Below are 14,884 nucleotides of genomic sequence, written 5' to 3'. Positions count from 1 at the left end.
ACGAAATTCTTAGCTTTCATTCGTACTTGACATACTGGTTGTTTTGTTCAGTTTTCAAGGAGCAAAATGAGTTGTTTTAATGACAACTTTTAAATTATATCATTTCGCTTTTAATTTGTCAATGATATTTTTTGTTGTTAAATGTCATATCTTAAAGCGACTTTATTAATATACCATGTGTGACTTTTAAAGTCAACAACATTTTAATATTATTTTGTGATGACCTTCTTTTGCTGTTCGCTTAATGCGACGCTTTTTAATTTAACATTTTCATGTTTAGAAATCAAGTAAAAATAGAAGGAAATAAATGTATTCTATAATATATAAAAATAGTAGATAACCTATTAAGATATGTCCAAATAGATTATCTACTTTTTATTGTACCCTTTATCTTTCTCGTTAATCATTTCTCCATTATTTATTACGCATTTGCGGGAAGAGTAATACGTCACGTATAGATGGAGAATTAGTTAACAACATAACTAAACGATCAATCCCTATTCCTAAACCTCCTGTTGGTGGCATCCCATATTCTAAGGATTCCAAGAAGTCTTCATCCATTAAATGAGCTTCATCATTTCCTTCTGCACGTTCTTTCACTTGTTCCTCAAAACGTTCACGTTGATCAATAGGATCATTTAACTCACTAAAAGCATTTGCATGTTCTCGTCCTACAATGAAAAGTTCAAAACGATCGGTGAAGCGTTCATCTTCTTCATTTTTCTTAGCTAATGGTGATATCTCTACTGGGTGGCCATAAATAAATGTTGGCTGTATAAGAGACTCTTCTACCTTTTGTTCAAAGAATTCATTTACAACGTGTCCAAACGTCATCGAGTCTTGAATTTCTACATTATGCTCTTTGGCAAGTCCTCTAGCTTGTTCATCAGTCATTTGTTGCCAGAAGTCCACACCAGTATGTTCTTTAACGGCATCCACCATGTGTAGTCTTTTCCACTCTGGTTCTAGATTAACTTCATAGTCGCCATATGTTACGGTCGTAGAGCCTAGTACTTCTTTTGCTATGTTAGCAATTAAGTTTTCTGTTAATGCCATGATATCATGAAAATCTGCATAGGCTTCATATAGTTCGATCATCGTAAACTCTGGATTATGTCTAGTTGAAACACCTTCATTACGAAATACGCGACCAACCTCATAGACTTTTTCCATTCCACCTACAATTAACCTCTTTAGATGTAGTTCAATTGCAATTCGCATATATAGTGGAATATCTAATGCATTATGGTGCGTTTCAAATGGTCTTGCTGATGCTCCACCAGGAATTCCGTGCATCATTGGTGTTTCTACTTCTAAGAAACCTTGTCCATCCAAGTAACGACGCATCGATTGAATAATTTTGCTACGTAATACAAATGTTTCCCTGCTATCCATATTTGTTATTAAATCTAGATAACGCTGACGATACCGTTGTTCAATGTCTTTCAATCCATGATATTTGTCTGGTAACGGACGGAGTGCCTTTGTAAGTAATTGAAATTCCTTTGCTTTAACGGAAAGTTCGCCAACTTTTGTTTTAAACATAACTCCTGTGACACCGACAATATCTCCAATATCAACGGATTTAAAAATCTCATAAGCTTCTTCTCCAATTTGATCTTTACGCACGTAGATTTGTATTTGACCACTTAAATCTTGAATGTGCGCAAATCCTGCTTTCCCTTTCCCACGCTTTGTCATGACTCGACCAGCAATGGTTACTCGCTCGTCCTTTTCCTCAAGTTCTTCCTTTGAGAAAGCATCAAAGCGTTGAATGAGTTCATCTGATAAATGTGTACGCGTAAATTTTCCACCAAAGGCATTAATTCCTTTTTCGCGATACATGTCCAATTTTTCTCGGCGGACTTGCATTTGTTCATTTAATTCTTCTGACACGTTGATCACTCCAATATTCACTTATTCATTAAACCCTCATATTTATCTTCCATTTCTATTGTAAAACAGTGATAGATCTATCCATTTTCATAACATATTATAGTATATAGAAAATGGAAAAGAATTTCATCGTATGCGCCTTATTATGTACATCATTATAGAGTGGTAGAGAAATTAAGGCTATGACCCTTCATCATGCCTTCATGACACTAAGTACACTATGAACAACAAGCATAATATTTTGCTTGCCTTACTGAACAAAAGCTAGAAGTGCCTTGATCACCCCCGATTAGAAAGCTTGTCTTTTCGCCGAAATCCTTAGCCGCACTTATGCAGTAAGAAAGTTTTATACTTTCTTATCTGCCAAGTATAAGCCAAGCCTCGACGTGGTGCTTTTTGCGCGTAATGAGGATGGACTTATGACCTCGAGGGGGTAGGCGCTGGCCGATGAAAACCCGTGCGTCCTTATGTCTATCGGCACTAGGATGTCAATCGCTCTCACTGGCTAAAATCGTCACGTCCTGTCCGTCGAAGCTGGACGTGGCCTTTCCTATAAAAGGCAGTAATGAGTCCAACTTTTTTTACTTTCTCACCTTTCCATAAAAAACACTGCCAGTTTATCAACTGACAGAATTCCTGCTTGTTAGTTAGTATAGAAAACCCTATAAACGGTGTCAATTCAGATCGTTTTAAGAAGCTTTATATGATGCTTCTAATTCGTCTACATGCGTATACAAAATATCTAAAAGCCCCTCACGTGTCTCAACGTGATTGATTCGATTACGTACTTTCCCATTACCTTTAAGCCCTTTTAAATACCATGCAGCATGTTTACGCATTTCCATTATCGCAACTTTTTCACCTTTAATTTTAATCAGGCGCTCCATATGCAAGACACATACGTCAATTTTTTCTCTTGGTGTTGGATCACTAATTAATTCGCCTGTTTCTAAATACTTTACCGTTTGGTAGATAATCCACGGGTTCCCAAGTGCAGCTCGACCAATCATTACCGCATCCACCCCTGTCTCATCAAGACGTTTCTTAGCAATTTGCGGACTATCTACATCTCCATTACCAATAACAGGGATATTGACGGATTGCTTAACATCTTTAATGATATCCCAATCTGCATACCCCTCATACATTTGTTTTCTCGTACGACCATGAATAGCTAATGCGTCTGCACCTGCTGCTTCGATTGCCTTAGCATTATCAACTGCATAAACAGTGTCTTCATCCCAGCCAGTACGCATTTTAACAGTTACTGGTTTATCGACATCCTGAACAACAGCCGATACCATTTGATAAATTTTCTCCGGATCCAATAACCAGCGTGCACCAGCATCAACTTTTGTTACCTTAGGTGCAGGGCAACCCATATTAATATCAATAATGGACGCATTTGTATATTGGTCAACATATTGTGCTGCTTGCACTAAAGAATCTTTTTCACCGCCAAAGATTTGTAAACTCATTGGCATTTCTTCTTCATCTATATAAAGCATCTTCATCGTTTTTTGATTTTTATTGATAATCCCTTTCCCATTAACCATTTCGGCAGTGATTAGACCTGCTCCAAATTCTTTTACCGTTAATCGAAAAGCATAGTTACTGACCCCAGCCATGGGTGCTAATGCAACTCGATTAGGGATCGTAATATCACCAATTTGAAACATTTCTTAATCCTCCTTTACCGTGAGATCCATTAGCTCTTCTTTGGAAATCGCTAATGTCTCTGCTATATTCTCTAAGAGTGCTTCTGATGCTTCTTCCGTACCTCTTTCCACAGAACCCAGCACCGATAATGGCACATCTAACACCTTAGCAAAACGTATTTGTGTATACCCTTTTAGTTTACGAAAGGCTTTTATTCGTTTGCCGATTCTCTCGGTGTCCATTTGACAACATCCTTTTTTTCTGTTTCTGGAATTGCTGCTAAAAGTTCTTCTACAGTCTTAACCATTGAAGGAATTGTTAATTTTGGCGCAATCTCCTCTAAAGGAATGAGTACAAACGCTCGTTCATGCATTCTTGGATGCGGAAGTATTAAACGGTCTGCTTTACTATTTTCCTGATTATAGAGTAAAATGTCAAGATCAATTGTGCGTGGCCCGAAACGAATTTCCCGTTTCCGTCCTAATTCCTGCTCAATAAATTGACAATAATTTAATAGTTCTATAGCAATTAGGGTCGTTTCTACTTCTATTACCATATTTAGGAAATGTGCTTGATTTGTATATCCAACAGGTGCTGTTTCATAAATGGAAGATTTTTCCATTACATTGATTTGCTCATTATCTTGAAGCAATCTAATAGCATGTTTCAAATGATTTTCACGTGGTTCTATATTGGTTCCTAAAGCGATATAAGCCTTTACCATCTATGATCTCTCCCGATAAATTTCTACGGCTACAGATTGATAATGTCCATGTATTGGTGGATTTGGCTTCGTTACCTTTACATCACAAGCCTGTAAAGAATGGAATGTATCCAATAAATTCTTCGCGATAGATTCAGCTACTGTTTCGAGTAAGTTTTTTGCTTCTCCTTCGACTAGTTGATGGATTATCTCGTAGGCATGCCCATAATCAATGGAATTTTCCATTTCATCAGTTCTAGCGGCTTGTCTCACATCAGTATGCAAAACGACATCGACATTAAATCGTTGTCCTAGTTTCCGTTCTTCAGGGAATAACCCATGATAGCCGTAAAATTGCATTTCATTGAGTAAAATTTTATCCAAGCTGACTCGCTCCTTTTCCTAGCATCGCATCCATCATTTTAGCTAACTCAACATTTACTCCTACATCATGAACACGAACAAGTTGCACACCTTTTGTAATCCCAAGACATGTGGTTGCACCTGTTCCAATATCCCGCCTGTCTACGGGTTGATCTAACACTTTTCCAATAAACCCTTTACGAGAAGTACCTAATAAAACAGGGTATCCTAATCCAGTGAAGGTCTCCAATTGATTCAACACTGTCAGATTGTCAGCAGCAGTTTTAGCAAAGCCTATTCCTGGATCTAGGATAATATTTTCTTCTTTAACACCTGCTTTTAGTGCCAGATTAATACTTTCGGTTAAATCGCTTTTCATATCCTCGATAAGGGAAGTGTAATCCATATTTGTTCTGTTATGCATTAAAATAATCGGAACCTGATAACTTGCAGCCACGTTTGCCATCTCAGGATCCTTCTTTGCACCCCATACGTCATTAATAATATCTGCACCTGCTTCAATTGCCTGCCTAGCCGTTTCTGCTTTATACGTATCGATAGAAATCGGAATCGATATATGCTCTTTAACTGCACGGATCATTGGAGTGACACGGTCAATTTCTTCTTGTTCTGAAACAGGCTCATGACTTGGTCTTGTGGATTCCCCACCAATATCAATGATGTCTGCTCCTAGTGCTTCCATTTTTTTTGCTTGTTCGATCGCCTTTTCCTCGATTGTATAACTACCACCGTCTGAAAACGAATCTGGTGTTACGTTTAAAATACCCATGATATGTGTGCGCTCTGTTAAATCAAATGTTTTTTTAGTCGTATGTAATTTCATTTATTTTACCTCTCCTGTACCATTTTTTCACACCTATATTATCACACTTTAAGGAAAAAAAACGAACTACGCATTCGCAAACAAACGAAAATATAATTACTGCAAGGCACTCAATACCATATGGCGTAATTTCTATAGAATGCGCGTAAGTTAAGGCGATGTATAGAGTGTTTATCCGTTCTGGAAATACACTTGGCTTTCACCAGGCATAAGTGCCCATGGTGAAAGCGACTGTCTAAAGCGGAAATCAACGACGCAAATTATGTCGCAATTTTCATTAAATTGGACGGTAAAGGTAATAAGGGGTGCGAAAAGAGCCACATGCAAAAAAAAACTAGCATTACCAAATGATAATACCAGTCTTTATCTATCTTACAATTGAAATACAACAGAACTATTCTTCATCAAATTGATACAATGGTGTAGATAAATAACGTTCCCCATTATCAGGAAATACAGCTAATACTTTTTTGCCTTTTCCTAACTCTTTTGCCACTTTCTTTGCAGCTGCCACTGCAGCACCAGCGGAAATCCCACCTAAAACACCATTTGTTGTTGCAACTTCACGTGAAGTAACAAATGCTTCATCATTTGAAATCTTAATGACCTCATCATAAACATCAGTATCTAAAATTTCAGGAACAAAGCCAGCACCTAATCCTTGAATTTTATGTGGTCCTGCTGATCCACCAGATAGAACTGGGGAATCTTCTGGTTCAACGGCATAAATTTTCACATCATCAAATTTCTCACGTATTACCTTGCCTGCACCAGTAACGGTTCCACCTGTACCAATTCCTGAAACAAATGCATCTAATCCATCTTTCATTTGTTCCACAATCTCTTCTCCAGTTGTACGTGCATGTACTTCTGGATTTGCTTCATTGTTAAACTGTTGTGGCATAAAATAACCATGTTCTTTTTGTAATTCTTCGGCTTTCTTAATAGCACCTTTCATTGCCTCTGCGCCAGGAGTTAGTACTAATTCCGCTCCATATGCACGCAATAGGTTCCGACGTTCCTTACTCATGGTATCAGGCATAACAAGGACTGCTTTATAGCCCTTCGCTGCTGCAACCATTGCTAAGCCAATTCCAGTATTACCGCTAGTTGGTTCGATAATCGTATCGCCCTCTTTTAAAATACCTTCCTTTTCAGCAGCTTCGATCATGGATAATGCGATTCTATCTTTTACAGAACTACCAGGATTCATAAATTCTAACTTCACATAAATATCGGCACTATCTTCGTCTGTAATTCGGTTTAATTTTACAATCGGTGTTTCTCCAATTAACCCTGTAATATTATCGGCAACTCTCATTTTATTCCTCCTAATTCCTAGTGGTTTTGTAGGATTTAATATTAATGTACGTTAAACCATCACTCATTGTCAACTAATTAGTATGAAATATACTAATCTTCGTATACCCAATCTATGTCTACTTTATTCCATAATGAATCTGCTGATAACATTACATCTAGCTTTTCAAAGGCAAGTTCGCTTTCTATGTATGGTTTTAATTCCTCAAACGTAAATGTAATGGAGGGGAGAAGCTGATGTAAATATATAATGGCAACACCATTATCTGTCTGAATAGGCTCACTATATGAGTTTTCATCCATTTCCAACGCTACCTCACTATATCCTGTCGGGATAAACTGACTCGTATTTACAAAAAAGCCAAGATAGCCACCATTTTCCTGCGTTTCCTCATCAATTGAATATTCTTCTGCTAATAAAGTAAAGGAAGCACCTTGGTCGAGTTCTTCCTTCACTTTTTCAGCGGTTTCCATATCTTCTACAAGAATATGAGATAATTGCATCGAGCCTTGAAAGTCATATTGTTTACTATAACCGCCGTAATATTCTCTTAATTCTGACTCTGGAATCGATTGATCTTTCGTTAACAGTGCTTCTAACTGATAACGATAGATAATATCCTTTCGCCACTGTCCTTCTTTTTCTTGTGCTTCTTCTGATGTCATAACTCCTTGGGTTGTTTTAAGTAAAGCTATTTCCCGTTCAATCACTTTATCGCTTACTTCAATGCCTTCCTCTTCAGCAAGTTGTTGAACAATCATACGATCAATCATCTGTTTTAATGACTGCTCTCCATAGTCCTGTCGTAATATTTCATGCCACTCTTCAAAGGTAATATCTTGATCATTAACAGTAGCAACGACATCTTCACCTGTCATTTCAGAATTGTCCTGGCCCAACCTAACCGAATCCTCTTCATTATTCCATAGTATTAGGGTTGTAACATTGGTCATCACTAATACAACAATAATACTTAGTAATAAATTTCTCGACATATGTCGTTCCCTTCCCTTATTTGGTTGATTGCTGAAGCTCCCTCAACTCTTCCTCTGTAATATAGTATCGTTCATTACAGAAATGACAGGTTGCTTCTGCACCATGGTCTTCTTCTATCATTTTTTGAATTTCTTCTCTCCCCATTCCTACAATTGCATTTTCCACTCGCTCTTTTGAGCAATTACAATGAAAGTGAAGTGGCATTTGTTCATGGATCCTGAGTTCTACCCCATCAAACAAACGTTTTAACACCTGTTCTGGTGTATATCCCTCCCGAATAAGGTTAGAAATTGCTGGAAATGTTTGAATTTTTTCTTCCAATTTTGTAATAATTTCTTCTTCTGCACCAGGCATCACTTGAACAATAAAACCACCTGAGGCCAATATAGTATGATCTGGATTCACTAATACACCTGCTCCAACTGCAGAAGGGATTTGTTCTGAATTAGCAAAGTAATAGGTAAAGTCCTCGCTTATTTCCCCAGAAATAATAGGTACTTGACCAGTAAAATAGTCTTTTAATCCTAGATCCTTAACAATACTTAAATTCCCTTCACTACCTACTGCACGAGCAACATCCAGTTTTCCTTTATCATTCAATTCAAAATCAACATGAGGATTGGAAACATAGCCTCGGACTTCTCCTTTTGCATTCCCATCAGCTACCATAACCCCTATAGGTCCATTCCCCTCAAACTTGACTGTTAGGGAGTCCTCCCCTTTTAACATAGCACCCATTAGTGCTGTAATCGTAATTGTACGACCTAATGCTGCCGAAGCCGTTGCCCATGTATCCTGACGACGACGTGCCTCCTCAACAGTTTCTGTTGAACTAGCTGCAAGTGCACGTACCTTTCCATCATAAGCTGTTGCTTTAACAATATAATCTTTCACCATGAAGACATTCTCCTTTATTGCTTTTGATAGACCTTTTGGTAAATTAAATACAACCCTTTTAATGTTAAATGAGGGTCAACATAATCAATTGTTTCTGATGCATCAGATAAAAGTGATGCTAAACCACCAGTTGCAATTACTTTCGGTTCTTTTATTGCTTCCTGTTTCATTTGTTTTACAATACCATCTACTTGTCCAACATATCCATAAAAAACACCAGATTGCATTGCATCCACCGTGGATTGCCCAATTACATTGGATGGAGCCTGAATTTCAATCTTTGGCAGTTTAGAGGCCTTGTTGTACAGTGCCTCCATTGATACATGAATACCAGGTGCAATAGATCCTCCTTGATATTCTTCCTTTTCGTTAACATAACAATACGTGGTAGCTGTACCAAAATCAATAATAACGAGTGGAGCTCCATATTCCTCTATTGCACCAACAGCATTCACAATACGATCTGCTCCAATTTCAGCTGGATTTGGGTAGCGCATATTTAATATAGATGTAGTCATCTCTTTGCCAATAATAATTGGTTCTTGTTTAAAATAATATTGACACATCTTTACCAGTGCAAACATGATTGGTGGAACAACAGAGGATATAATAATTCCGTCTATACCTGTAAAAGAAATCCCTTTATGATCAAATAATGCTTTAATCAACATTCCAAACTCATCTTCTGTTTTATGGCGATCTGTTTTTATCCGCCATTCATGAATAAGACGATCCTCTTTAAATACACCTAACACTGTATTTGTATTCCCTACATCTAGCACGAATAGCATTTCCATCAACCTTCCTAGCCTGTCATCCATATAACTATACCATAATATAATCTGATAGAACAAAAGCTAAAAGTGGCGTGGCCTTTCTTATAAAAAGCAGTAATGAGACCAACTTTTTTATACTTATCTTTGAACAAGGATCTTTTCGCATTCTTTGTAGTTTTTCGTAGCATCTCCTATATAATGCACAGTAAATGGTGTCATTGATTCCGCTTCGGAAAGTCGTTATTTCTTATTCAATGAGGGTCGAGTGTTTGAATTCGTTCCGGCAGAACACTCCGCTTTCACTAGGGGCATAAGTGCGACATCTGTTCAAACCATTCGTTTTCACAGTGTCTTCTTTACCATGGACACGGCCTCAGCCTCCTCAGAAGCATAAACCGCTTCTTGCGGGGTCTTCGGACACGTGCTGTTTCCATAGGAGTCTACGTATTCTGCCTACACTGATAGAGATTTTCTAATTAATAAGTAGTTATAGCTCCTAAAATTATTCGTTGAGTTATTTCACATCGTAACAGAAAATTATTCTAAGCTGTGGAAAATGCAAGACTCCTACGGGAAAGGAACAGTCTGAAGACCCCACAGCGAGCGCCTTTTGCTCGCGATGTCTAGCTACAGCTCCTACCCCCTCGAGGTCTTAAGTCAATCCTCATCACGGGCACAAAAACGCCACGCCGAGGATCGGCTTAAGCTTGGCAGATAAGAAAAACATTCTTACTGCATAAGTGCAACTAAGGCTTTTGCCACTTGGCGAAAAGCCAAGTTTTCTAATCGGGGGTGAACAGTCACTTGCGCTTTTCTTTAGAGGAGGTTGAAGCGTTCCCCCGAGGGAAAGAAAACACTGTGAAAACGACCAGAGAGAGTTTGAACAGATGTTGCCCTTGTGCCCATGGTGAAAGCGAGTGTTTTTCCATAGCGAAAGTCTAGCACCCACTTTATAAAGAATGAAGGAAGCAATGCTAAACATTTACTGCGTATAATACATCAACTATTCATTAAGATTTATACTTGAAAAAGCAATAATCTTTTAGAAACAGCTTTTAAGAAAAACTCGTATTCGCTCGTTCTTAGCGAAAGTGTTCGTTTTATAAGAAACCACAATGGCTGCGTTTCCCCATTCACCTTCTACCAGTGAACGTGGAACAAAAGCTAAAAAGCGCCTTTACAGACTAAAACCTTTACCGCTCTGCGAAACAAAAAACAACCTCTCATTAAGACGAGAGGTTGTTTACAATCATTTTTAATCCTTTTTCGAGTCATCCTCAGAAGAACTATTACCTTCATCCTGATCACTGGACTCTTCTTCTTTTTCTTTTCTTTCTTGCTCAGCTTTATCTTTTGCTTCTTCGTATGAGACTGGCTCTTCTTCTTGAGATGTAATCGTTACTTTAGGATCACGTTCCTCCGTTTTCCCTGAATCATTCAACTCTTCATCATCAAGGACTGGTTCTGGAAGAATTCCATCTTCAAATAACGATTTAATTTGTTTCTTATCTAATGTTTCCACTTTAAGTAGCGTTTGCGCAATGAGCTCTAGTTTATCTTGATTTTCCGTAAGAATTGTTTTAGCTCGCTCATAACAATAATTAATAAAGTTTTGCATTTCTGTATCAATTTCGTGTGCGATGGCATCACTATAATTCGTTTCATTTTGAATATCTCTGCCTAAGAATACTTCACCGCCACCACTAGTGAATTGCAATGGTCCAAGTTTATCACTCATACCATACTCTGTAATCATTTTTCGAGCAATACCAGTAGCACGTTGGAAGTCATTATGTGCACCCGTGCTAACTTCACCAAATATGATTTCTTCAGCTACACGGCCACCTAATAGCCCTGTGATTTTATCAAATAGTTCTGGCTTTGTCATAAAATAACGATCGTCTTTAGGTAGCATTACCGCATATCCACCTGCCTGACCACGAGGAACAATCGTTACTTTGTGTACTTCATCCGCTTCATCCAGAACCATGCCAATAATGGTGTGTCCACTTTCGTGATAAGCAACAATATTTCGTTCTTTTTCTGAAATGACGCGGCTTTTCTTCGCTGGGCCTACAATAACACGGTCAATTGCCTCATCAACATCTATCATATCAATTTTCTTTTTATCATGACGGGCTGCCACAAGTGCTGCCTCATTCAATAAGTTTTCTAAATCGGCACCAGAGAAACCAGGTGTACGCATTGCGATCGTTTTTAAATCAACAGTAGAATCCAATGGTTTATCTTTCGCATGTACTTTTAAGACTTCTACACGACCTTTTACATCTGGACGATCCACTGTAATTTGACGGTCAAAACGTCCTGGACGTAATAACGCAGGGTCAAGAATGTCTGGACGGTTTGTTGCAGCGATGATAATAATTCCTTCATTTACGCCGAATCCATCCATTTCCACTAGTAACTGGTTTAAGGTTTGTTCACGTTCATCATGGCCACCACCAAGTCCTGCACCACGTTGACGACCAACTGCATCAATCTCATCTATAAATATAATACACGGAGCATTTTTCTTCGCATTTTCAAATAAATCACGAACACGAGATGCACCTACACCGACGAACATCTCTACGAAATCAGAACCACTAATGGAGAAGAATGGTGTACCTGCTTCTCCTGCAACTGCACGCGCAAGTAAGGTTTTACCTGTACCTGGAGGTCCAACTAATAATACCCCTTTTGGAATACGTGCTCCCACTTCCGAGAATTTACGTGGATCTTTTAAGAAGTCCACAACCTCTACTAATTCTTGTTTTTCTTCATCCGCTCCGGCTACATCTTTAAAGCGAACTTTCTTTTTATCTTCACTATACATTTTAGCCTTACTTTTCCCAAAGTTCATGACACGGCCACCGCCGCCACCTTGAGCCTGGCTTAAAATGAAGAAGAAAAATAACCCTAAAATCAGAAACGGTATCATTGTTGTAAGGAATGTAACCCAGCCACTAGGCTGCTCTTCCTCTTCAACATTCAATTCACTTTGTGCTGTTGCTTGTTCTGTTATTTGTGTAATGATATCCGTATTGTCTGGTACTTGCGCAATAAATTCTGTATCATCCGTTAGTGTACCAGTATAGCGCATAATGCCATTCGCTGGTTGCATCGTCATTTCTGTGATTTCACCATTGCTTAAGGCATCCATGAATTCTTGTACATTTAATTGTTCTGCTTGTTCATTTTGTCCATTAAATACTCCAATTACCCCGATAATAACGAGTAAAATTAGTAAATAAAATAGAACATTACGAAATATCCGACTCATTGCCTACCTCCTCCCAGGCGGGAAAAACTAATAACAATAGTACCATAGGAAAAAGTTTTAATACAACTAATTCCACTTAACAAATATTGTTTTATATCGTCTACTTTTGTCATATCTTCTTTATACCTTTTTTCTATGTTAAACTTATTCCCCACTATATATTTCAGGTTTTAAAACACCAATATATGGCAAATTGCGATACTTTTCCTGATAGTCCAGTCCATAGCCAACTACAAACTCATCTGGCACTTGAAATCCAATAATATCTGCCTTAATATCAGCAGTTCGTCCAGAAGGTTTATCAAGTAATGTAACGATTTTGATTGATCTTGCTTTTCGATACTTAAATAAATCAACTAAATAACTGAGTGTCAGGCCACTATCAATAATATCTTCAATAATCAATAAATCACGGCCTTCTACCTTTGTATCCAAGTCCTTCACAATTTTCACTTCACCAGAGGACCTCATTCCACCACCATAACTTGATACATCCATAAAGTCCATTTCCAGGTGTATCTCGATGTTCCGAACTATATCTGCCATAAATGGAAGTGCGCCTTTTAAAACACCAATTGCTAACGGAAACCGACCTTCGTATTCTTTTGTTAATTGTTGGCCAATCTCATTGCACTTCTTATTAATGTCCTCTTTTGATATGAGAACTTTTTCAATTTCATCATGCATATAAGTTTCCTCCTAAGCGTTACCCTTATCATAGTGTAATTGAATGTATGTATTATTTTCCATTTGTTTCGTCGGTATTCCCTTTTTCACCCCAATTAGCCAAAGAATGTCTCCATCATTATCTTCAACCAGTGGCCATGTTTCTCGTTGTTCTAATGGAATTTTGGCATCAATAAAGATATCCTTTATTTTTTTGCTGCCATTTAAACCTTTCCATCGCATACGGTCTCCTTCTTTTCTTGTTCGAATATGTAATGGTAATGTAACTTGATCTGCATTACAAATATACGTACCGATAGAGTGATTAGACGGGTTGTCCGTATAAATAGCTGAAAGAGTTGCACCATTTGGCAATTTGATTTCCCCTGGGACATCCAAGGTCATGTGAAAATCAGATTGAAGGGGCTGTTTTTCCAAAAAGCGAAATAACAGGTTTCGATAGGATTTCTCCAATTTTAAATGAAGCGGGAAGTCAATTTTTTGATTGCCACTAGTATTTTCTAGTAAGCCGAAAAATTGATCTTCATGTACATAAGATAAGTTTTTTGGAAATTCTTCATATAGATAATTTAATATTAGATGAAAGGTTCTTCTTTGTAAAGCATATGGGTAAGATTGATAGGTTGGGATATCAATCAACACTTCACACTTGGTTTGATCTATTTCCGCAACATGAGAAAACATCTTTTTTGCTTCTTGGTTTAAGTACTGTTCATCCTCTTGTAATGATTCACTTAATCGTTGTGTTGTTATATGTATACTACTATTTTTCTCTTTTAGTAGTGGTAGGATATGTTTTCGAACAAAATTTCTTGTGTAGACATCTTTCGCATTAGAAGGGTCTATTCTAGGTGTAATACCATTTTCCTTGCAATATGCTTCTAATTCCAGTTTTGTCACACATAAAAATGGGCGAATAATTTTCCCTTTTGCAAATGGACGCTTTACAGGAATACCAGATAACGCTTTCGGATTACTAGATCGAACGAAATTCATCAACATTGTTTCTACCTGATCATCCCCGTGATGGGCCAATGCTAATAAATCTGCATTATATGTTTCCATCTGTTCTGCAAAATACTCATATCGTAATTTTCTAGCTGCTGCCTGTGTCCCTAACTTGGATTTCTTTTTAAAGGAATCCACATCAACTTGTTTTCCAACAAACTCGACACCCCACTTCTTACAGGTTTCTTCCACATAGTGAACATCGGATTTTGACTCTTCTCCACGTAATTGGTGGTCAATAGCAATAGCAATCATGTGTAAAGACCATTCTGCTTGAATTGTGGATAAATAATGAAGCAGTGCCATTGAATCTGGACCACCCGAAACCCCTACTAGTATGGTAGCATTCTTTGTAAAAAGGTTGTGCTTTTGACTAAAAGCTTTTACCCGCTCGATCATTCGTACCCATCTCCAACTGTCGTAATCATGTAAACATGTTTATCCTATCATA

Annotated in this window: 13 protein-coding genes; all 13 read right to left on the bottom strand. The window is 37.8% G+C overall.

What is annotated here, in order from left to right:
• Positions 1–414: 414 nt before the first annotated feature.
• The 13 genes from lysS to tilS all read right to left on the bottom strand — a co-directional run bounded on the left by lysS (position 415) and on the right by tilS (position 14,832).
• Complete coding sequence (lysS, locus tag GHC26_RS15250) at positions 415–1,896, bottom strand: lysine--tRNA ligase (RefSeq protein ID WP_163972114.1); 1,482 nt, start codon at positions 1,894–1,896, stop codon at positions 415–417.
• A gap of 689 nt (positions 1,897–2,585) precedes the next feature.
• Entirely contained in the window at positions 2,586–3,575 is a 990-nt protein-coding gene (dusB, locus tag GHC26_RS15245) for a tRNA dihydrouridine synthase DusB (protein ID WP_163972113.1), read from the bottom strand.
• Positions 3,576–3,578: 3 nt separating this feature from the next.
• Positions 3,579–3,797: a helix-turn-helix domain-containing protein gene (locus GHC26_RS15240; protein WP_163972112.1), complete on the bottom strand. Its 219-nt coding sequence runs from the start codon at positions 3,795–3,797 to the stop codon at positions 3,579–3,581.
• Positions 3,767–4,279, bottom strand: coding sequence for a 2-amino-4-hydroxy-6-hydroxymethyldihydropteridine diphosphokinase (gene folK, locus GHC26_RS15235; protein WP_163972111.1), 513 nt, complete (start codon positions 4,277–4,279; stop codon positions 3,767–3,769). The genes GHC26_RS15240 and folK overlap by 31 nt, the downstream gene beginning before the upstream one ends.
• The gene (gene folB, locus GHC26_RS15230; protein ID WP_163972110.1) at positions 4,280–4,642 is read right to left on the bottom strand and encodes a dihydroneopterin aldolase; all 363 of its coding nucleotides are present in this window, start codon (positions 4,640–4,642) and stop codon (positions 4,280–4,282) included.
• Positions 4,635–5,465 carry a dihydropteroate synthase gene (folP, locus tag GHC26_RS15225; RefSeq protein ID WP_163972109.1) on the bottom strand — a complete coding sequence of 277 codons (831 nt, stop codon included), beginning with the start codon at positions 5,463–5,465 and terminating at the stop codon, positions 4,635–4,637. The genes folB and folP overlap by 8 nt, the downstream gene beginning before the upstream one ends.
• 394 nt (positions 5,466–5,859) lie before the next feature.
• Complete coding sequence (gene cysK, locus GHC26_RS15220; protein ID WP_163972108.1) at positions 5,860–6,786, bottom strand: cysteine synthase A; 927 nt, start codon at positions 6,784–6,786, stop codon at positions 5,860–5,862.
• A gap of 92 nt (positions 6,787–6,878) precedes the next feature.
• A complete protein-coding gene (locus tag GHC26_RS15215; protein WP_163972107.1) occupies positions 6,879–7,781 on the bottom strand; it encodes a peptidylprolyl isomerase in 903 nt (300 codons plus the stop codon).
• A 16-nt stretch (positions 7,782–7,797) separates the two neighbouring features.
• Positions 7,798–8,676: an Hsp33 family molecular chaperone HslO gene (gene hslO / locus GHC26_RS15210; protein WP_318937134.1), complete on the bottom strand. Its 879-nt coding sequence runs from the start codon at positions 8,674–8,676 to the stop codon at positions 7,798–7,800.
• 17 nt (positions 8,677–8,693) lie between these two features.
• Entirely contained in the window at positions 8,694–9,470 is a 777-nt protein-coding gene (locus GHC26_RS15205; RefSeq protein WP_163972117.1) for a type III pantothenate kinase, read from the bottom strand.
• 1,240 nt (positions 9,471–10,710) lie between these two features.
• Positions 10,711–12,738: an ATP-dependent zinc metalloprotease FtsH gene (gene ftsH / locus GHC26_RS15200; RefSeq protein ID WP_163972105.1), complete on the bottom strand. Its 2,028-nt coding sequence runs from the start codon at positions 12,736–12,738 to the stop codon at positions 10,711–10,713.
• A 144-nt stretch (positions 12,739–12,882) separates the two neighbouring features.
• Positions 12,883–13,425: a hypoxanthine phosphoribosyltransferase gene (gene hpt / locus GHC26_RS15195; RefSeq protein ID WP_163972104.1), complete on the bottom strand. Its 543-nt coding sequence runs from the start codon at positions 13,423–13,425 to the stop codon at positions 12,883–12,885.
• 12 nt (positions 13,426–13,437) lie between these two features.
• The gene (tilS, locus tag GHC26_RS15190) at positions 13,438–14,832 is read right to left on the bottom strand and encodes a tRNA lysidine(34) synthetase TilS (RefSeq protein ID WP_163972103.1); all 1,395 of its coding nucleotides are present in this window, start codon (positions 14,830–14,832) and stop codon (positions 13,438–13,440) included.
• Positions 14,833–14,884: the final 52 nt, after the last annotated feature.

The sequence above is a fragment of the Oceanobacillus halotolerans genome (genome assembly GCF_010993955.1).
Taxonomy (GTDB): Bacteria; Bacillota; Bacilli; order Bacillales; family Amphibacillaceae; genus Oceanibacillus_A; species Oceanibacillus_A halotolerans.
Note: the sequence above shows the minus strand (reverse complement) of the source record. Positions and strands in the feature narration are given on the sequence as shown.